19 protein-coding genes and 1 tRNA gene are annotated in these 19,611 nt (G+C 59.9%); 11 read left to right on the forward strand and 9 right to left on the reverse strand.

Going from position 1 to position 19,611, the window contains the following annotated elements:
• Positions 1-36 precede the first annotated feature (36 nt).
• The 4 genes from xylF (at position 37) to HGP17_RS08460 (ending at position 3,730) form a co-directional block, all read left to right on the forward strand.
• On the forward strand, positions 37-1,077 hold the full coding sequence (gene xylF / locus HGP17_RS08445) for a D-xylose ABC transporter substrate-binding protein (protein ID WP_168807752.1): 1,041 nt from the start codon (positions 37-39) through the stop codon (positions 1,075-1,077).
• A gap of 286 nt (positions 1,078-1,363) precedes the next feature.
• Positions 1,364-2,692 carry a sugar ABC transporter permease gene (locus HGP17_RS08450; RefSeq protein WP_168807754.1) on the forward strand — a complete coding sequence of 443 codons (1,329 nt, stop codon included), beginning with the start codon at positions 1,364-1,366 and terminating at the stop codon, positions 2,690-2,692.
• Between the two features lie 15 nt (positions 2,693-2,707).
• Complete coding sequence (locus tag HGP17_RS08455; protein WP_168807756.1) at positions 2,708-3,490, forward strand: ATP-binding cassette domain-containing protein; 783 nt, start codon at positions 2,708-2,710, stop codon at positions 3,488-3,490.
• Positions 3,491-3,653: 163 nt separating this feature from the next.
• Positions 3,654-3,730: transfer RNA gene (locus tag HGP17_RS08460), tRNA-Arg, on the forward strand.
• Between the two features lie 190 nt (positions 3,731-3,920).
• Here HGP17_RS08460 and HGP17_RS08465 read toward each other — a convergent pair.
• The 3 genes from HGP17_RS08465 to HGP17_RS08475 all read right to left on the reverse strand — a co-directional run bounded on the left by HGP17_RS08465 (position 3,921) and on the right by HGP17_RS08475 (position 6,372).
• Positions 3,921-4,514 carry a Swt1 family HEPN domain-containing protein gene (locus HGP17_RS08465; protein ID WP_168807759.1) on the reverse strand — a complete coding sequence of 198 codons (594 nt, stop codon included), beginning with the start codon at positions 4,512-4,514 and terminating at the stop codon, positions 3,921-3,923.
• Complete coding sequence (locus HGP17_RS08470) at positions 4,511-5,236, reverse strand: DUF5343 domain-containing protein (RefSeq protein WP_168807761.1); 726 nt, start codon at positions 5,234-5,236, stop codon at positions 4,511-4,513. Before HGP17_RS08470 ends, HGP17_RS08465 begins: the two co-directional genes overlap by 4 nt.
• 464 nt (positions 5,237-5,700) lie before the next feature.
• Positions 5,701-6,372 carry a hypothetical protein gene (locus HGP17_RS08475; protein ID WP_168807763.1) on the reverse strand — a complete coding sequence of 224 codons (672 nt, stop codon included), beginning with the start codon at positions 6,370-6,372 and terminating at the stop codon, positions 5,701-5,703.
• Positions 6,373-6,758: 386 nt separating this feature from the next.
• On the opposite strand from HGP17_RS08475, the gene HGP17_RS08480 reads away from it, so the two are divergent.
• Positions 6,759-7,220 (forward strand): cupin domain-containing protein, encoded by a 462-nt coding sequence (locus tag HGP17_RS08480; RefSeq protein ID WP_168807765.1) that lies wholly within the window; start codon positions 6,759-6,761, stop codon positions 7,218-7,220.
• A 54-nt stretch (positions 7,221-7,274) separates the two neighbouring features.
• Here HGP17_RS08480 and HGP17_RS08485 read toward each other — a convergent pair whose 3' ends face one another.
• A complete protein-coding gene (locus tag HGP17_RS08485) occupies positions 7,275-8,270 on the reverse strand; it encodes a LysR family transcriptional regulator (RefSeq protein ID WP_168807767.1) in 996 nt (331 codons plus the stop codon).
• 120 nt (positions 8,271-8,390) lie between these two features.
• On the opposite strand from HGP17_RS08485, the gene HGP17_RS08490 reads away from it, so the two are divergent.
• Positions 8,391-9,791: an MFS transporter gene (locus HGP17_RS08490; protein ID WP_168807769.1), complete on the forward strand. Its 1,401-nt coding sequence runs from the start codon at positions 8,391-8,393 to the stop codon at positions 9,789-9,791.
• A 23-nt stretch (positions 9,792-9,814) separates the two neighbouring features.
• On the opposite strand, the gene HGP17_RS08495 is transcribed toward HGP17_RS08490, so the two are convergent.
• Both HGP17_RS08495 and HGP17_RS08500 read right to left on the reverse strand, forming a co-directional pair.
• The gene (locus HGP17_RS08495) at positions 9,815-11,095 is read right to left on the reverse strand and encodes an RNA polymerase sigma factor (RefSeq protein ID WP_168807771.1); all 1,281 of its coding nucleotides are present in this window, start codon (positions 11,093-11,095) and stop codon (positions 9,815-9,817) included.
• A gap of 31 nt (positions 11,096-11,126) precedes the next feature.
• Positions 11,127-11,519: a YciI family protein gene (locus HGP17_RS08500; protein WP_168807773.1), complete on the reverse strand. Its 393-nt coding sequence runs from the start codon at positions 11,517-11,519 to the stop codon at positions 11,127-11,129.
• Between the two features lie 376 nt (positions 11,520-11,895).
• On the opposite strand from HGP17_RS08500, the gene HGP17_RS08505 reads away from it, so the two are divergent.
• Entirely contained in the window at positions 11,896-12,273 is a 378-nt protein-coding gene (locus tag HGP17_RS08505; protein WP_168807775.1) for a VOC family protein, read from the forward strand.
• A 197-nt stretch (positions 12,274-12,470) separates the two neighbouring features.
• Positions 12,471-13,250 carry a phosphatase PAP2 family protein gene (locus HGP17_RS08510; RefSeq protein WP_168807777.1) on the forward strand — a complete coding sequence of 260 codons (780 nt, stop codon included), beginning with the start codon at positions 12,471-12,473 and terminating at the stop codon, positions 13,248-13,250.
• Positions 13,251-13,265: 15 nt separating this feature from the next.
• Here HGP17_RS08510 and HGP17_RS08515 read toward each other — a convergent pair whose 3' ends face one another.
• Positions 13,266-13,655: a response regulator gene (locus HGP17_RS08515; protein ID WP_168807779.1), complete on the reverse strand. Its 390-nt coding sequence runs from the start codon at positions 13,653-13,655 to the stop codon at positions 13,266-13,268.
• A 247-nt stretch (positions 13,656-13,902) separates the two neighbouring features.
• Between HGP17_RS08515 and HGP17_RS08520 the strand changes: the two genes are divergently transcribed.
• Positions 13,903-15,564 (forward strand): phosphoethanolamine--lipid A transferase, encoded by a 1,662-nt coding sequence (locus HGP17_RS08520; protein WP_205925809.1) that lies wholly within the window; start codon positions 13,903-13,905, stop codon positions 15,562-15,564.
• A gap of 60 nt (positions 15,565-15,624) precedes the next feature.
• Here HGP17_RS08520 and HGP17_RS08525 read toward each other — a convergent pair whose 3' ends face one another.
• Positions 15,625-16,002 (reverse strand): cupin domain-containing protein, encoded by a 378-nt coding sequence (locus HGP17_RS08525; protein WP_168807783.1) that lies wholly within the window; start codon positions 16,000-16,002, stop codon positions 15,625-15,627.
• 214 nt (positions 16,003-16,216) lie between these two features.
• On the opposite strand from HGP17_RS08525, the gene HGP17_RS08530 reads away from it, so the two are divergent.
• Both HGP17_RS08530 and HGP17_RS08535 read left to right on the forward strand, forming a co-directional pair.
• Positions 16,217-17,254, forward strand: coding sequence for an LLM class flavin-dependent oxidoreductase (locus HGP17_RS08530; protein WP_168807785.1), 1,038 nt, complete (start codon positions 16,217-16,219; stop codon positions 17,252-17,254).
• A gap of 307 nt (positions 17,255-17,561) precedes the next feature.
• Positions 17,562-18,143: a histidine phosphatase family protein gene (locus tag HGP17_RS08535; RefSeq protein WP_168807787.1), complete on the forward strand. Its 582-nt coding sequence runs from the start codon at positions 17,562-17,564 to the stop codon at positions 18,141-18,143.
• A gap of 21 nt (positions 18,144-18,164) precedes the next feature.
• Here the strand turns inward: HGP17_RS08535 and HGP17_RS08540 are convergent, their stop codons facing one another.
• Positions 18,165-19,592 carry a PLP-dependent aminotransferase family protein gene (locus HGP17_RS08540; protein WP_168807789.1) on the reverse strand — a complete coding sequence of 476 codons (1,428 nt, stop codon included), beginning with the start codon at positions 19,590-19,592 and terminating at the stop codon, positions 18,165-18,167.
• Positions 19,593-19,611 lie beyond the last annotated feature (19 nt).

The raw sequence follows: 19,611 nt of genomic DNA on the forward strand, positions 1-19,611 counted from the left end.
AGGATACGTGCGGTCGCATTCACTCGGGAGGATAATATGAAAGCTTTCATCAAGCTGGCTGCGGGCGCGGCCATCGTTTTGACCATGCAGACGGCAGCCTTCGCCAAGGACCTCGTTGTTGGCGTTTCCTGGTCGAACTTCCAGGAAGAGCGTTGGAAGACCGACGAAGCCGCCATCAAGAAGGCACTCGCAGCAGCCGGCGCCAAGTACATTTCCGCCGATGCACAGTCTTCCGCTTCCAAGCAGCTGACCGACGTTGAATCCCTGATTTCGCAGGGCGCCAACGCACTCATCATTCTCGCCCAGGATTCCGACGCCATCGGCCCGGCCGTCGAAAAGGCTGCCGACGAAGGCATTCCGGTCGTCGGCTACGACCGCCTGATCGAAAATCCGGCCGCCTTCTACATCACCTTCGACAACAAGGAAGTGGGCCGCATGCAGGCTCGCGAAGTCCTGAAGACAAAGCCGGAAGGCAACTACGTCTTCATCAAGGGCTCGTCTTCCGACCCGAACGCCGACTTCCTCTTCTCCGGCCAGATGGAAGTGCTGAAGCCCGCCATCGACGCCGGCAAGATCAAGAACGTCGGCGAAGCCTACACGGACGGCTGGCTGCCGCAGAACGCACAGCGCAACATGGAGCAGTTCCTGACCGCCAACAACAACAAGGTTGACGCGGTCGTCGCTTCCAACGACGGCACCGCCGGCGGCGCTGTTGCCGCTCTCGACGCCCAGGGTCTGGCCGGCTCCGTTCCGGTTTCCGGCCAGGACGCCGACAAGGCAGCCCTGAACCGCATCGCGCTCGGCACGCAGACCGTTTCCATCTGGAAAGACTCGCGTGAACTCGGCAAGCGCGCCGCTGAGATCGCGCTCGATCTCGCCGGTGGCAAGACCATGGACCAGGTTTCCGGTGTTCAGACCTTCAACGGCGGCCCGAAGCATGTTGCCATGAAGTCTGTGTTCCTGACCCCGATCGCCATCACCAAGGACAACCTCAACGTCGTCATCGACGCCAAGTGGATCTCCAAGGCTGAAGCTTGCCAGGGCGTCAAGGCCGGCGCCGTCGCAGCCTGCAAGTAAGCCATCCTTGAGCGACTGACCAATCGAAATACCGACGCCGCAGCGGCACCCCGTTGCGGCGTCGAATGCAGATTAGAAGCCAACAACTCTTCCTTGCAGTTGGAGATGGAGCTTCCCCAGCGTGTTGCGCTGTCGCATGCCCCTTGGCCCGCCGGATGGCGGTCATCGGGACCGGACGAAGATCGGCTGGACAGGCGATGACGCATTTTTTGAGATTGGCGCGGTTGCCAGCGATAGCCCAGCATGCATCGCCGACCGCGCCCGACAGAGGGAGAACGGCAAAGCGATGGCCGACATGACACAGTCCACCACATCGAGCGGTCCCCGCAATGCAGAAGCTGGCGCGATCACCCGCTTTCTGCGGGCCACCGAGATCGATACCCGCCTGCTCGGCATGATCGGAGCGCTGCTGATCATCTGGATCGGCTTCGATCTGTATTTGCGGATTTTCGACGGCCGTGAGTTTCTGACCGCCAGAAATCTCTGGAACCTCTCAGTGCAAACCTGCGAAATCGCGGTTCTTGCCACTGGTATGGTGCTGGTGATCGTTACCCGCAACATCGACCTTTCGGTCGGCTCCCTGCTCGGCTTCGTTGCCATGATCATGGGCGTCATCCAGGCGAAATGGCTGCCGCAATATCTCGGCTTCGACAGTTCCTGGACCTGGATCATCACCCTCTTCTGCGGCCTTGTGATCGGTACGGCCATCGGTGCCTTTCAGGGCGCGATCACCGCCTTCATGAACGTCCCCTCCTTCATCGTCACGCTTGGCGGCCTCCTCGTCTGGCGCGGTCTGGCCTGGTATGTCACCAGCGGCCAGACAGTCGCGCCGATGGACTCCACCTTCGTCATCATGGGCGGAAGCGGCGCCACGGGTTCGATCGGCGCCACATGGAGCTGGATCGTCGGCGTGCTCGCCTGCCTGATGATTATCGCCGGCATCGTCGGTTCGCGCCGCCAGAGAAAGCGTTTCGGCTTTCCCCGCCGCCCCCTCTGGGCCGAATATTTCCTCGGCTGCCTCGGCGCGGTCGTGGTGCTCGGCACCGTCTACCTATTCAATAGCTATAACTGGCCGGTCGGCATCGCCAAGCGCTATGCGACCGAGCACAACATCGCCTGGCCAGAAGGCGGTCTGGATATCCCCTACGGCATCTCCGTTCCGGTCCTGATCGCAGTCCTCATCGGCATCGTGATGACCTTTATCGCCACGCGCCTGCGCTTCGGCCGCTATGTTTTCGCCATCGGCGGCAACCCGGAAGCCGCCGAACTCGCCGGCATCAAGACCCGCTGGGTCATCGTCAAGATCTTCGCGCTGATGGGCTTCCTCGCCGCCGTCGCCGCCGCGATCTCGACGGCGCGCCTGAACTCGGCGGTCAACTCGCAGGGCACCACCTACGAACTCTTCACCATTGCCGCAGCCGTCATCGGCGGCACGTCGCTTGCCGGCGGCAGCGGCACGGTCGCAGGCGCCATGCTCGGCGCGCTGGTCATGCAATCGCTGCAATCGGGCATGGGCCTCGCCAATGTCGACACCCCGATCCAGAACGTCGTCGTCGGCATCGTCCTCGTAGTCGCCGTCTGGCTCGACATCGTCTACCGCTCGCGCGCCAAGTAAAAGGAATTCTGAACCATGACGGATCAAACCACTCCGCTTGTGGAAATGAAGAACATTTCCATCTCCTTCGGCGGCATCCACGCAGTCGACAATGCCTCGGTGAACCTCTATCCCGGCGAAGTCGTCGCGCTGCTTGGCCATAACGGCGCCGGCAAATCGACGCTGATCAAGATCCTCTCCGGCGCCTACAAGCGCGACAGCGGCGATATTCTGATCAACGGCGAGCCCGCCGATATCCGCACGCCACGCGACGCCAAGAAATATGGCATCGAAACGATCTACCAGACGCTCGCCGTCGCCGACAATGTCGACGCGGCCGCCAACCTCTATCTCGGCCGCGAACTGCAGACCCGCTGGGGCACGCTCGACGACGTCGCGATGGAGGCCAAGGCCCGCGAAGTCATGGGGCGTCTCAACCCCAACTTCAAGCGCTTCAAGGAGCCGGTGAAGGCGCTTTCCGGCGGCCAGCGCCAGTCGGTCGCCATCGCCCGCGCCATCCTCTTCGATGCCCGCATCCTGATCATGGACGAACCGACGGCCGCCCTCGGGCCCCAGGAAACCGCGCAGGTCGGCGAGCTGATCAAGCAGCTGAAAAAGGAAGGCATCGGCATCTTCCTCATCAGCCACGACATCCACGACGTCTTCGACCTCGCCGACCGCGTGTCGGTGATGAAGAACGGCCAAGTGGTCGGCCACGCCCGCACCGAAGACGTCACCAAGGACGAAGTGCTGGGCATGATCATCCTCGGCAAGGTCCCGCCGAAGGCGATCCCCGGCCCCGGCGCGATGAAGGAATAAGCCGAAACCACGGCACACACGCCAAGGCCGCGGCCCAAAAGCCCGCGGCCTTTCGCATTCAAAACGAACGATCTGCGCTTTCCTGAATTTTCCGCATTGAAGCCAAGCCTTTCCTAGGCTAAGAACCAGCCATCGGACAGGCGATTCAACCCGCCTAAGGCATGCACCCGTAGCTCAGCTGGATAGAGTGTTGGATTCCGATTCCAAAGGTCACAGGTTCGAATCCTGTCGGGTGCGCCAATGTTTTCCTCTGTATCGCCACATAAATGCGGATTGAGTGCCACATGGCGCAGACTCTGACGGCATAAGCGGGGATTTTCGCAGACCAAAACCATTCCGGACGGTCTGCCTGCTCGCCGGGCATTAGCGTCAATTCCACGCAACCAGCTTCAAAACTTGTCGCTAGTGCATCTGCCTTTCGAGCCGAGTTCTATTCCATGAGCTTGTACCAGTCGCGTGTAGCCAGCTTCAGCCGGATCGCCTCTTCTTCCGGCAGGAAATTGCAATGGGCGATTGGCCCTCGGACGAGATTTAGGCGGTTGATGACGCGAAGAACCCTGTTTCGCGTAGCATTAGAGAACATCCCTGAAAAGACGTCCCAGTTATCCTTCACAATTTCACCAAGCTCGCCGAAGGTCGTGTAGTCAATCAGGCGGTCCGAACGAGGAGGCAGTCCTTCAGCCGCCTCGCGATCGTAGTTCTTTTGAACGTTATCTCTAACGACCTGCGGGACGCAGGTCTTCCACCATTCGTTTCCACTGCTCTCGAGCATCGTCGCCTCGATCAGCTCTCTGATGTCGTTTTCGAGTGCGTAGAAGAGCTTATAGAATTCGCTCATCCGCTCGGCGGCGGCGAGCGTTTCGAAGTCTACCTGCCTCAAATAGTCGGCGACGAGCGAGTCAGCTTGGGCTTCAAGCGCACCTCTGGTATTGCCGATCCTGTTAACATTGAAGGCGGTCCGAAGATCGCGAGTTATCACCGCATTCTTGAGGATGAACAGCTCGATGTGATCTTCCTGACTCATCTGAGGAGATTGTCCCGCAGACTTTTGAAGATCGCATTGAAGACCGCAATGTTTTCGGTTTCTGGCAGAACGATGTTTATCTGATACGACAGCCCGAGCTTCACTCCGTCGACCGGCCGACCCTGGTGAATCCTTTCAGAAGCGTTCTCGACGTCGGTCTCACGGGCTGCATCCGACTCCTTCGCGACATCGGCCGTAATGAACGCACGAACCGCTTCGAAGGAGGCATACATCAGGCGGATGATAGCGTCGGTTTTCTTCAGCCCGGTAATTTCGACTAGGACATCCTTCACAGCGTTCTCGTCGGCGCGATGCACGAATTCTTTCCGCTTGAACAGCTCGCCGAACGCGTTCCGCAATCCTTCGTAGGCGGCTTGGCTCCGACCGCCATCGGTCTTGACCTTCGAGTACAAAGTCGTGGGCGAACCATCAGGACTGAGAAACTGCATCTTCTTCAACATCGGGGGCACCGCTCTGGCACCGCCCCCCGTCAGGTGGAGGATCGTCTCCATGAAGTCGGGACTGAACTTGTCGGGTCGCTCCGCAGCTATTATCCCTTCTAGGGCGCGTTTGAACACGCCGGGGGACGGCGTATAGGGAACGCCACCTTTGATCTCTCTTGGCTTGCCTTTGTCGGTGGAGGACGCCGAAGCTTCCTCCACTACGTCGTTCGCATCTTCCGCCGCTTTAGCGACGCCTGCAGGATTCGGTTGCTTTGCCATGATGTCTCCCAGCCGACTGGAGCTTATCGCAACGGCTTGACTCTGCAAGGTGTAAGCGAACTTATGTGCAACTAATCATTTCGGTATAAATCGGGCGATGAACCCTTCACAGCTTGAATAAAGTTCGTCCCTACTGTCTCGGAGCGGCTGTCGAAGCTCGGTCCAGATCGCACCCTGAAGGCGTAATCCAGTCAATCATTGGCGCTCTTGTCTTTCCCTCGCGAATCCGGGACGATTCAAAGCGCAGATTCTTGATCCACATCCTGGAGAGTCGAATCCACGTTTATGATGGCAGGGGCAAAGCAAGTCCGCACTTTTGGGTACTCAGTTCAGCTTTATAGTGGCGAGCGATCGGGAAAAGCCAGCGAAATCAATAGACGTGAAACCGCGTTTATGTGGCGACACAGATTTCCTTAAATTCTCGTGATTTACGCGTTTTATGCTTACTTAAATAGAGCGCCAATTTATCGATCGAAAAGCGGATAAAAGCAGAAGAACACCCGTGTCTTCTTTTCCAACAATCCGAATTTGAGATCCTCGAAATACCACGCCAGAGAGGTTTTTTTCGGTCGAGGTACCGAAGGCACAGCAGCGTACAGCCTATCTATAGTCGCGGGGTCGTCCAACATTGGGTCTATGCTCGCGATTAGTTCCTCGCACTGCCTACCGAAGAGCGTAAAATACATGTCATGCCCCGAGGACATGACTGGATTCATCATAAAGCCTTGGCCGGACTGAAGGTCCTTACTAATATAAGTTTGGCATATAGCAAAGAACCTCTCGTGCTCGGCAGTTCCGAATGCAAAGGCCGTATGATCAGAGATTGCAATTACCCTGAATTCGTCTTTCAGAACGTGTGCGAAGACTAGTTTGTCGGTTCTACCAACGGCGCCGCCCGGCCCCTCTGCCCCGACGTGAAAATGGTGAAGACCGTTCCTTATGAGGACGCCATCCAAGCCCTTGCCCTTCTCAGTGGGATTCGCACCGGGGAGAACAAGACCCCGAGTGTTTACGAGTGTCGAGAGATGCGGTGTAAGGTCTTCACCCGAGGCCGCCTTTCTAAGGAGGGGGAGAATTTCAGCATGTTCCACCTCGAGAGATTGTTGAGGTGCGCCTCCCGACCAAAAGCTTACCATCCGCGGTCGCGTAGGAATCAAACGTGATCGCCATGTGAGGAAATATAAAACCAGTTCACGAACGGGGGCGGCTTCAAGCACCGCCAGCGTTTCGCGATTGTTTGGTACACGAGGAACAGAGTTTATTATCCAGTCCCGAAAAGCTCGAATACGAGTTGAACCCGTCGCCGCCTCTGTCAACAAAGTCATAAAGGTGGACTTAATAGCAATTGGATGTTGCCATGAAGGAAATGAAGCAACGTCGAGTGCACCCTTTGCCATTTGCTCATCAAGCATTCTAAAATAAGTGTTCGCGACATCTAACTAGACCTTGGTCAACAATCATTGTTAAACTCTCAACCAAGCTAGCACACCATCCCGCCCCACCAAATCACAGGCACCCCCTCATGCCGAAGATCGATGTTGCAGCCATCCCGAAGATCAAGGGCACCCGTTATCCCGCGCCATTCAATGATCCCTGCGCCGAGCGCATTCGGCAGCGGCTGGGAGATGCCGGCGGGCTCGCGGATTTCGGGGTCAATCTCATGCGGCTGCCACCGGGGAATTGGTCGAGCCAGCGGCATTGGCATTCGGAAGAGGATGAGTTCGTCTATGTGCTGGAGGGCGAGCTGACGCTCGTCGAGGATGGCGGCGAGACGGTGCTGCGCGCCGGCGATTGTGCCGCCTTTCCAAAGGGTTCCGGCAACGGTCATCACCTGATCAACAAGGCCGATATCACCGCCATCTATCTCGAGGCCGGCTCGCGCTCACCGACCGACCTCATCACCTGTTCGGATGTCGACATGATGAGTTCGAGCACGGACGGACGGTTCGTGCATAAGGATGGCGAGCCCTATCCCGACGGCTAGGGTGTCTGCAGGGATACGACAGGCAGGGGACCGGTGCGAGTGATTGCCGGACAGTTACACGGCCTCGGCCAGCATCGGCGGATCATAGCAGCAGGCGTCGGTCGAGACCCCGATGCTGCAGCCGCTTGCCTCAAGTGCCTCCGTCACCACCTCGACGAAGAGACGCCGCAGCCAGACCGCACGGCTGTCGGCCTGATCGATCCGGCGGTAGAGCAAGGTTACGGGTTCGGCGGCCAGCTCGAATGGCAAGGCCGATGTCACCAGATCATGCAGCTGCGCCATGCAGCGGGCAACGGACTCCGGCACGGTCGCAATCGCCGGAATGGCCTGCAACGTCATCGGCAGCGCGGAAAAGCGCGGTGCCGTCGCCACCACCTGACGGCGATGGCCGAGCCGCGCGAGCGCCGTATCGACGCTGGTCGACGTGCTGCCCTCCAAAGATACGGCCACGTGCGGGGCACTGACAAATTGCTTCACGCTCAGCGGCGTCGCATATTTCAGCAGCCGGGCGTCGTAAATGCAGAGCGAGGCCTGCTCGAACAACGGCGCGCGAACATGCCATGAGGCCGGCTCGTCATGCACGGCGATGCTGAAATCGAAAGCGCCTTCATCCAGCAGACGCGCCGCATCCCGCCGATCGAACGCCACGCTGGTCAGCCGCGCATTGGGTGCCAGTTCGCGCAGCCGCGCCACCAGCGGCCCGAAGAAGGACGACTCCAGATTGTCGCACATGCCGACGCGGAACTCGCCGTGCCAGTCTGCGGGATCGAAGGCGGCCGGCGGGCGAATGGCCCGCTCGATGCCGGAAAGCGCATCCTCGATGGCCGGCGCGATGGAGAGCGCCCGCGGCGTCGGCTGCAGACCACGGCCGACGCGGACGAACAATTCGTCGTCCAGCGTCTCGCGCAGCCGGCGAAGGGCAGCGGAAAGACCGGGCTGGCCAAGCAACAGACGCTCGGCAGCGCGGCTGACATTCCGCTCCTGCATCAGCACCGAGAAAGCCAACAGCAGATTGAGATCGATTTTTCGAAGTGTCGCATCATTCATCATCGCCAGTAATACCTGACATGGTTACTATCAATTTGCAATAGGGTTTGAAGATGTACATTTTCTCGTTCCCTGCCGGTCTCACCTCCCAAGAGGCGGCAGCCTAGAAAAGGAACGATCCCGATGACTTCTTCCACGACCCGAAGCGGGGCCGGATTGGCGTTGCTGCTGTTATGCGCCGCCAACTTCCTGGACGCCATGGACGTCTCCACCATTGGCGTGGCCCTGCCCGCCATCCAGAAAGAACTGGGCATGCAGGCCACCTCGCTGCAATGGGCCGTCAGCGCCTATGTGCTTGGCTATGGCGGCTTCCTGCTGCTTGGCGGCCGCGTCGCCGATCTTTTCGGCCACCGCCGCGTGTTTCTCTGGTCGCTTGCCGTCTTTGCCGCTGCCAGCATTGCCGGCGGCTTTGTCGATAGCGCCCCGACGCTGATCGCCGCCCGCCTGATCAAGGGCATTGCCGCCGCCTTCACGGCACCAGCCGCCCTCGCCCTCCTCCTTTCCGTCTTCGGCGAAGGAAATGCCCGCGCCAAGGCGCTTGGCGTCTTTTCCTCAACCGGCGCCGCCGGCTTCGTGCTCGGTATGGTGCTGGGCGGGGCCGCGACCATCATCAGCTGGCGCGCGACCCTTGTCATGGGCGCACCGGTCGCCATCCTTGCACTGATCGTCGCTCCGCTCGTCCTGCCTGCGGATCATAAGCGGACAGGCCCGGGCGCCCGCTTCGATTGGGCCGGCGCAATTACCATCACCCCCGGCCTCCTGCTCTTCGTCTTCGGCGTCACCAATGCCGCTGCCGATGGCTGGCAGGCATTCGCGACCTGGGGTTCGCTCGTGGCGGCACTGATCCTGATCCTGCTCTTCCTGCTGGTCGAATCGCGCCATAGCGATCCGATGGTGCCGCTGGCCATGTTCCGCCGCGCCAAGCTCAGCCACGCCAACGCGATTGCGGCACTGTTCCAAGGCGCTTATGTGGGCTTCCAGTTCATCGCGACGCTCTACTACCAGACCGTTGTCGGCTGGTCGGCATTCGCGACCGGCTTTGCCTTCGCGCTCGGCGGTCTTTGCGTGATGTTCCTCGCTCCGCGCTTCGCCACCATCGGCCAGGCTCGCGGCACGACCCTGCTGATGACCTTCGGTGTCGGACTGCAGGCCATCAGCTATCTCTTCTGGGTGCTGTCGGCCGGTCAGATCGATACGATCGTGCTGGTTGCCATTTCGCAGCTGCTGCTTGGTATCGGCTATGCCATGACCTATCCGTCCATTCAGGTCGCAGCCCTCTCCGAAATCGAAGAGGATCAGTCGGGCCTTGCCTCGGGAATGCTTTTTGCCTCCTTCCAGATCGGTGGCGGCATCATTCTGGCGGCAGCATCGGCCGTCTTCAGCGCAGCACCGAGCTATGGCTGGAACCCCTATATCGCCGGTATCGGCTTCGTTACCATCCTTGCAGCCGCCATAACGCTGCTTGCCGCCGTCGGCCCCCGCACTTCAACGGCAAGAACGACGAACTACCAGGCCGCAGAATAGCCCTCGATATCGAGACCCGCTCGTCACTGAGCGGGTCCATTCCTTTCAAGCCGATCGGCCTCCGCCGCGCGCCGCATCAGAAACTCCCGCTCGCGCTGATTGCCCGCAAGAGAAGCCGCAGCCTCGAAGGCCACTTGCGCTTCCCGATATCGGCCGAGCTTGTAAAGAAGATCGCCACGCACGCTCGGCATGAGATGATAGGATCTCAAAGTCGGCTCCTCCACCAAGCGATCGACGATCTCCAAAGCTGCGGCAGGCCCGTCGACCATCCCGATGGCGACGGCGCGATTGAGCTCAACGACCGGCGAGTTGAGGCTTTCAGCAAGTTGCCCATAAAGTTCGGCGATGCGCCGCCAATCTGTCTGCTCCGCCGTCGGCGCGCTCGCGTGGCAGGCAATGATCGCGGCTTGGAGCGCGTAGACACCGCCGGCACCGCCAAGTTCGCGCACCCGTTCCAGCGCCTGCAAGCCGCGTTGAATCTGAAGCTGGTCCCAAAGCCCACGATTCTGATCGAGTAACAGGATGGGATCGCCCGCGGCATCCGTCCGTGCCGAAGCTCGGGAGGCGTTGAGCTCCATCAGGGCAAGCAGCGCATGCGCCTCCGGCTCCTGAGAGGCCACCGAAATCAGCACACGCGCCAGCCTCAGCGCCTCGTTGCAGAGCTGTTGCCGCAGCCAGTTCTCGCCACGTGCGGCCGTATAACCCTCGTTGAAGATGAGATAGATGACCTCAAGCACGGTCGCCAGTCGCCGCGAGAGCTCGTATCCGTGCGGCGTCTCATAGGAGAGCCCCGAATCCGAAAGCTTGCGCTTCGCCCGCACGATACGCTGGGCGATTGTTGCTTCCGGAAGGAGGAAGGCGCGAGCGATCTCCTCCGTCGTCAATCCGCAAACCATTTTCAAGGCCAGCGCCACCCGCGCCTCGCGAGACAGGAGCGGATGGCAGGCGGTGAACACCAGCCGCAACATCTCATCGCCGATATCGTCATCCAGCGCCGTATCAAGGTCCGGCATCGCCTGCTGATCCTCTTCCATGTCGCGGGTGATCATGCCGTGCTTGCGCTCCAGCATCTGGCGGCGGCGCAGGTGATCGAGCGCCCGGCGCTTGGCGGTTGCCATCAACCACGCGCCGGGTCGCTCCGGAATTCCCGTGTCGGGCCATCGCTCCAGCGCCGCGACGAGCGCTTCCTGCGTCAGATCCTCGGCAAGTGGCACATCGCGCAACATCCTTGCCAGGCTGGTAATCAGCCGGGGCTGCTCGATCCGCCACACGGCCAGGATCGCCCGATGGGCGGCGGCCGTCACAGCCGCCTCTGGCGATCATCCGCCATGGGGCTCAAAGAGCGGCATCGGCAAGGGGATCGCAGACACCCTCCGTTCCATGCTCGAAGATGGCGCGCACCTCGCATGTTCCTTCCCAGCCAGGCATGAGATCCTTGTGCAACTGCATGAACTCGACCGCGAGAGCCACGGCTTCCTCCTTGCTCTGCAGCTCAAAGAGCGCATAGCCCCCGATAACTTCTTTTGCCTCGACAAAGGGGCCGTCGATGACGCGAAGCTCGTTGTTTTGGATCGTAACGCGCGCACCGGTGGCAAGCGGCGTCAAGCCTGCCGTATCCAGCATGCGGCCAGCCTTGATTTCCCGGTCGGCGAGCTTGCCCATGGCCTCCCCGAGTTCCGGCGATGGTTGCATGAAATGGGTCGAAGTGACGATAGACATGAAACGCATGGGACTGTTCCTTGAGAGCGAGCCGCCTGCACCATTGCCGCGCGATCATTCCGCTCATATCGACGACGAAGCAGACACCTTGAAATCGACAGGCTGTTCGAAAAAATTTGCAGTCGATGCCGCAACGCGTCTGAAAGCTCGCCGCGCCAAGTCAATTTACCAGCATGCAAAAGACGGAGGCAATCGGCGCAGCGATGCCAAATTCCCGCTTGATCCATGTCTTTTGAAACCGCGAAACGGCGTTTGTTGACTTCCCTCAATCCTTGCAAGATGGTGGGGCCGAATTCGACCTGCGGACTTGAGATTATTCGGCGCCTTCCCCAGCAGGCACGGCTTTTCGCAAAGGTCCGAAGACAACATGGCGGGAGCTTTTTTAATGTTCGACCATATTTCAATCGGCGTCAAAGACCTTGCGCGGGCGCAGCAATTTTATGACGCGGCACTTTCACCACTCGGCTACGAACGCCTGACCAACTTCGACGGGACGATCGGATATGGGGCCGAGCGTACCCAGTTCTGGGTTTCCGAGGTAGAGCACCCCGTTCCCGCCGATCGTAGTTCGGGCCTGCATTTCTGTTTCGTGGCGCCGAGCCGGGAAGCCGTTGATGCCTTCTACAATGCCGGCATCGCCAATGGCGGCGAAGACAATGGCAAGCCGGGCATCCGGCCGGATTACAGCCAGTTCTACTATGCCGCCTTCATCATCGATCCGGACGGCTATCGGCTGGAAGCCTACTCCAAGACCGGCGAATAACGACACGACCGCCGTGTCAGTCCGCGCCGACAAGGCGCGGCGGCAGGCGGTCAATCTGCTAATTTTATCAGCCATTTGAACTTTCAGGCTGCTGTCAGGCTTCTCGCGTAGGGACGCCTGGGAGTGACCGTTCGAGCTTATTCGGAGCGCCGGCGGACACTTGTTTTGAATTTATTCAGACGGTGGCCGGCGTTACGATGTACGACAATTATGATGACGTAACCTATGCGAAGCGCGAGCGCGCAAGGCCTGTAAGCAGATCGCTGTTTGTTTTTCTCACGCTGTTCACGCTTTGGTGGATGCTGCTACTCTTCTTCAATCGGTTTCCTGGAATCGATCTGTCCGTCGCCCAATACGCTTTTACGGCAACGCCCTGCCACGGGGTGTCCCCGGCCGGCAAAATTTGCGGCGCCTTCGAGCTGGCCAGAAATCCGCTGTTTAAAATCGCTCGCGGCATAACGCTCGCGCTTCCCTATATCGCCATCGCCGTTTTGATCACCACGCTTGTTTCGTCCTGGCGCAGATACGGCATAGGCTGGCGAAGCGTTGGAACGGATCGGTCCATCGCCGCTCTGCTGTCGCTGGCAGTCGGTTGCGGCCTCATCGTCAACACCCTCCTTAAGGGCCATTCCGGGAGGCCGCGCCCGCGTAGCACCGATCTCTTCGGCGGCGGTCTCGATTTCGTACAGGCTGGATCGTTTGCAGGCAAGTGCCTGGGAAATTGCTCTTTTATCTCCGGCGAAGCGTCGTCGGGCGGCTGGCTGCTCTGCCTCGTTCTTCTGCTGCCACCGCGTCTTCGACTTCGTCTCGGCATTCCGCTTGCGCTCATCTCCGTCCTGATGCCCATCATGCGGGTCCTGACAGGCGCCCATTACCTGTCGGATGCCGTTCTCGGCTGGCTCTTGTCACTGGTGATCTTCGCAGGGGCGATAGCACTGCTGGATTTCATGCAATCCAGATCGCCGGCCCGCGCCTGAGCAGAGTAAAGTTGCTTATCCAGCGTTACGCATCCCGCGCGGGCAACCTTGCACGGTCGCTGCCTTGCGAACTCTTGCGGCCATCTCTTTGAGAGCGAAGGGCTTTACCAGATAGTCGACTGCGCCGATATCGATCGCGGTCATCTGGTCCGATAGCTGATCATAAGCCGACATGACGATGACAGGTCTCTGATCCCCGTGCCGTTCCATGCTTTCAAGCACACTCAGACCGCTGCCATCCGGCAGTCGAAGATCGAGTAGGACGATGTCATGTGCGCCGACGATCACCGAGCGCATGGCTGCCTCCAGGGTCAGGGCCCACTCCACCGACCACCCCTCGGCGCGCAGATGATCCTGCACGGCATTGCCGATAGTTGGATTATCCTCGACCAGTAAGACCCGCACGATTGCTCCTTCATGTGCAATCACAGACCTATGGGTCAAGTTTCTGACGGCGACCTGAAGTGAAAAAGACGTGTGGTGAAAAACAACAAAAGACCACAGAACGGACAAACAACTGTGTTCTGACGCGTTTCGTTCAGGTAACTGTCAGGAATCGTCGCCATGGTTGGCAGCTTTAGCAATCGAAGCTGCGTCCTGCGGTAGGGATATTCCGGCCCACCCCCACAGCAAATGCCCCGGAGAAAAACCATTGAATGATCAAACCAAGGCATCTGGCCGACATTTCGTCAGGCCAGCTATCGGCAGTGTCACATTATGTCTTATAGCCACGCTCTATGTACTTCTTGTGACAAACCGGATGTTCTGGACCAAGGCCTACGGCTATTTTCTTGCTGAACCCGCCGCCTTCACAGCGTTCGTCATCGGCATCTCGGCAGCGATGATGGGCATCTTCACGCTCTTCTCCGCCAAGTACCTGACAAAACCCGCGCTGATCTTCTTCGTGCTCGTCGCCTCGGTCTCCTCCTGGTTCAACGACCAGTTCGGCGTCATCATCGACAAGGAAATGATCCGCAACGCCGCCGTATCCACCGGCGCGGAAAGCGGACACCTGATCACGACGCGCTTCATCACCTATGTGCTGCTGACGGGCATCGTGCCCTCGCTCATCATTTGCTGGGTTCGGATCGTTCACCGCCCGATTCTCAAGAAGCTTGCCTGGAACACGGCCGTCATTCTCGCCTGTTCGGCAGTCTTCGTGGTCGCCGGAACCACCTTTTACAAAACCTATGCCGGCGTAGGACGCGCCCATCGCGACCTGATGGATACGCTTAATCCGGTCATCCCGATCGCAAGCGCGGTGCGCTACACGATCGACTCCCAACGCGATGCAAATGTCGTCGCAAGTCCGCTCGGCACCGATGCCCATAAGGTCGGCGTGGTCGACAACGGCAAGCCGCGCGTGACCATAATCGTTGCCGGCGAAACGGCACGCGCGCAGGATTTCTCGCTCGGCGGCTATGGCAAGATGACCAATCCCGAGCTGGCAAAGCGCAATGTCGTCTACTTCCCCAACACCAGCAGCTGCGGCACGGCGACGGCAACGTCCATTCCCTGCCTGTTCTCGGTCTATACGCGCGGCGAATATACCCATCGCAAGGGGCTGGAGACTGAAAACCTGCTCGACGTGCTGACCCATGCGAAGGTGGATGTCACCTGGCTCGACAACGACACCGGCAGCTATGATGTGACCGACCGTGTTCCCTATACCTATTTGCCGCCATCCGCCGATCCCCGCTTCTGCAAGGACGGCGAATGCCGGGACGAAATCCTCGTCGACAAGGTCGATGGCTGGCTGGACAAGGTAAAGGGCGACAGCGTTCTCGTTCTGCATCAGCTCGGCAGCCATGGCCCGGCTTACTACCAGCGTTATCCGGAGGAATTCCGCCGCTTCCGGCCGGATTGCCGCTCGAACGATTTCAGCTCCTGCTCACAGGAGGAGATCACCAATGCCTATGATAACACGATCCTCTACACGGATCACGTGGTCTCGATGGTCATCGACAAGTTGAAGCAGCGCTCAGGCTCCATCTCCGGCGCCGTTCTCTATTTCTCCGACCACGGCGAGTCGCTGGGCGAGAACGGCATCTATCTGCATGGCACGCCCTATATCATTGCGCCGGCTCAGCAGACGCAGGTGCCGATGCTCTTCTGGATGGCCGACGATCTGGCCAAGGTAGGTGGCTTCGACATGGCTTGCCTGTCGAAGCAGGCAGCCCAGGGCACCCACTCTCACGACAACATCTTCCACAGCGTTCTCGGCATGATGGACGTGTCGACAAAGGTCTATGATCCAAAGCTGGACGTATTCGCCGCTTGCCGAGCGCCTTCGAACAAACTGGCTCAGAACTGACGTCAATATAGGCGAACCGGCGGCCTCGTTTGAACTCTGCCGCCGGTTCGCTCCTTTCCTTCAAAGACGCTTGGGCTCGCGGACCGTCCGCTCGTTTTCGACATTGCCCGTATTGAGCGTCGTGTTCCGTTCGAACAGCACCACCTCGCAAGTCGGCTCGGCCACCGGACAATGCTCGACCCCATGCGGCACCACGATGTATTCGCCCGGACCGAGCACGACATCGCCGCCATTCTCGGCAGGCAGCTTCATGTGCAACGTGCCCTTGACGACGAGAAACAGCTCATCTTCCTCCTCGTGATGATGCCAGTGAAACGCGCCGTCGAGTTTGACGAGTTTCACCTGAAAGTCGTTGATATCGCCGCCGACCCGCGGACTCCAGGTCTCATCAAAAGCCGCAAAGGCTTTGGTGAGATTCACTTTTTTAAGCTCGACCATACGCTTCCCTCCCTGATCCTCACGGAACTGAACTCGAAGCACATATTGCCGGTGGTGCCATTGAACGCAATGCATGGCTCCGACCGATCAACGCGACGCACGCCATATCGAATTCTTCGAAGGTTTCCGCCGAAACTTTCCGGGTAGTTGGCGATCGCGAACGACACTACATGCTGTGTCAACATTATCATTTCGACACATGACAGGAAAAATCATGACGACAAACAATGTCGAATTCGGCGTCGATACGTTCGGCGATGTGACCTTTGACGACAAGGGCACGCCGCTGCCGCACGCGCAGGTCATCCGTAACGTCGTCGAGGAAGGCGTTCTGGCCGATCAGGTCGGGATCGATTTCTTCGGCATCGGCGAGCATCACCGCGAAGATTTCGCGGTCTCCTCGCCCGAGACGATTCTGGCCGCAATCGCCAGCCGCACATCGAAAATTCATCTTGGATCGGCCGTGACGGTTCTGAGCTCGGACGATCCCATCCGCGTGTTCCAACGCTTCTCGGCCGTCAATGCCATCTCGAACGGCCGCGCCGAAGTCATCCTCGGTCGCGGCTCGTTCACCGAATCTTTCCCGCTGTTCGGCTTCGAGCTGTCGCAGTACGAACAGCTGTTCGAGGAAAAGCTCGATCTGTTCGCGGCCCTGCTCAAGAACGAGCCGGTAAATTGGGAGGGCAGTATCCGCCCGCCGCTGCGCAACCAGAGGGTTTTCCCGACCATCGAGAGTGGTCAGCTCAAGACCTGGATCGGCGTCGGCGGCAGCCCGGAATCCGTTGTGCGTGCAGCTCACTATGATTTGCCGCTGATGTTGGCGATCATCGGCGGAAGCCCTTACCGCTTCCAGCCCTATGTCGACCTTTATCACCGCGCCTATGAGCAGCTCGGAAAGCCCGTGCGGCCGATCGGCATCCATTCACCGGGTTATGTCGCCGAGACCGACGAGCAGGCCCGTGAGGAACTATGGCCCTGCTTCAAGGCAATGCGCGACCGTATCGGCCGCGAACGGGGCTGGCCGCCGATGACGCGCGCAGAGTTTGATAGCGAGATCGAGCGGGGCTCACTTTACGTCGGCTCGCCGGAAACGGTTGCCGCCAAGATTGCCCCGGTAATCAAGACGCTCGGCATCAGCCGTTTCCAGCTGAAATATAGCGCCGGTGCACTCGGCCATGACAAGATCATGCGCTGCATCGAACTCTACGGCCAGAAAGTCATCCCGGCCGTACGCGCCGCTCTGGCGGAATAGGTTCCGTCAGCTTTTCGTACTGGTCACAGGATAAGATCGAGAGGGCGTTTCGCAATACAGCGGAGCGCCCTTTCCTTTTCGGGGCAATTTCTTCTTGAAGGCGCTGCGACTGATAATTCTCGTCGCAATGACCGCAGAGCCTGACTGCTTTGATGGCCGCATTGAACATTGAAATTCATATTCACCTGCAAAGCCTTGGATTTGCAGGCGGTTATCATGACACGCGATTTCCGGCCATCTCTGGCTCTCGACAGAACTCTTCGCAGATGCGAAGAATTCCGCATCCGTAGCGAAAAGGAGAAACGGCATGAGCAGCGCCTATCCCGAAGTCTATCTCGTAAGGCACGGACAGACGGAGTGGAGCCTTTCCGGCAGGCATACCGGCCGAACCGATATCCCCTTGACCGCTGCCGGCGAGGAAGCTGCCCGCAATCTTCCCAACCGCCTGCCTTCGATCGATTTCGCGGCTGTCTGGTCCAGCCCGTCGCTACGCGCACAAAACACCTGCGCACTGGCCGGCTTCGGTGACCGTCGCGTCGTCAAGGACGACCTGGCGGAATGGGATTACGGCGCCTATGAAGGCATTACCACCAAGGCGATCCTTGCCGAGCGCCCCGGCTGGCAGGTTTTCCGCGACGGCTGCCCGAACGGCGAAATGGCCGCCAATGTCGGCGCGCGCGCAGACCGGATCATCGGCGAGCTTCGCGGCATCGGCGGCTCCGTTCTGATCTTCTCCAGCGCCCATTTTCTGCGCGTCTTTGCAGCCCGCTGGGTGGGGCTGCCGCCGGAAGGCGGTGAGCATCTCGTCCTCGACACCACGAGCATCAGCGTTCTCGGTTACGAGCATGATCTGACCGAACCGGTCATCCGCCGCTGGAACCAGGTCTGACAGAACTGCAGCGTTCAGCCGCTATGCCGGCGTGACACTGGCTTCCAGTAACCTCGCGATTTTTGCCGCGGCCGCATCCGCGGCCTCCGCTTCCATACGGGCAATTCCGAGCAACAGCCCCGGCCGCGAAGGCCCAAGATACAGCGCCGATATCGGCCGAACCGCGAAACCGTTGGCGTTGATCGTGCGAACGAAAGCGACATCATCCGTCCCCGGGTCCCGGAACCAGCTTGCCACTTGTAGCCCGCCGCCGCCCGATCCTACCTCCAACAACGCGCCACAGTGCCGATCAAGTGCCGCGACGGTCGCCGCCATGCGTTCCGCATAAATGGCATTCATGTGCCGCAGATGCGCACGAAACCGGCCCTCGCGCATGAAATCGGCGAGAGCCGCCTGAATGTGGATCGGCACGACAACGCCTCTCAGCCGCTGCGTTGCCTCGACGGCCGCCACCAATCTCCTCGGCACGACGGCATAGGCGACACGCAGCCCAGGTGCGAGCGTCTTGGAAAAGGTGCCGACATAGACGACGACTTCGCCGCGATCGATACCCTGCAATGCCGCGATCGGCCGCGACGCATACTGGAATTCGCTGTCGTAATCGTCCTCCAGCACGATCGCACCATTGGAGCGGGCAAATTCCAGCAGGGCGAGGCGGCGAGGCAGGCTCATGGTGACGCCGGACGGATATTGATGCGACGGCGTGACATAGATCAACCGGGGTCGTGGTCCGATGCCCTGAGTGATATCGAGGCCATCGACATCGCACGGAACCGGCACAAGATTGGCGCCGGCCATCCGCAGGATCGCCTGCGCGCTGGCATATCCCGGTTCTTCCATCCAGACCACGTCGCCGGCTGGCTCTCCCGGACGGATCAGCACGCCCGCAAGCAACCCGATCGCCGCCCCCGTCGACGGGACGATGACAATCTGCTCAGGGCGGGCAATGACACCCCGCGTTGCGGCGATATGCTCGAGGATGGCTTCGCGCAGCTCGCGCACGCCGCCATGATCGCCATAGCCGAGATCATGCACCCTTAAAGAGCGGCCGCGAGCACCGAGACAGCGCGCCCAAGCCGCATGGGGAAAAGCCGAGACATCCGGCACGCCGGGCTCGAACAATCCTCCCGTCTTGAATTCCGTGATGCGAGGCTGGTGCGGCGGCGGCGCGGCGGCCTGCCCGGACAAGGAGGCAGACGAGAAAGTCGCAACGCGGGTCGGAGCGCCGGTGGCAGACTGCAGGTAACCCTCGGCCTTCAGGCGATCATAGGCATTGACGACGGTCGAGCGGGCAACGCCAAGCGCAAGCGCAAGCGTCCGTGTCGACGGCACACGCCGTCCTGCCGGCATCTGCCCGTGCAGGATCCGATCGCGCATCAGTCGGTAAACCTGCCCCTCCAGATCCCCCGACATGCGGTCAAGTGCCGGCCATTGCGCCACCGATGCCATGAAACCTCAACTGGTCTGC

Origin of the sequence: Rhizobium sp. P38BS-XIX (assembly GCF_012641435.1) — a bacterium.
Taxonomy (GTDB): domain Bacteria; phylum Pseudomonadota; class Alphaproteobacteria; order Rhizobiales; family Rhizobiaceae; genus Rhizobium.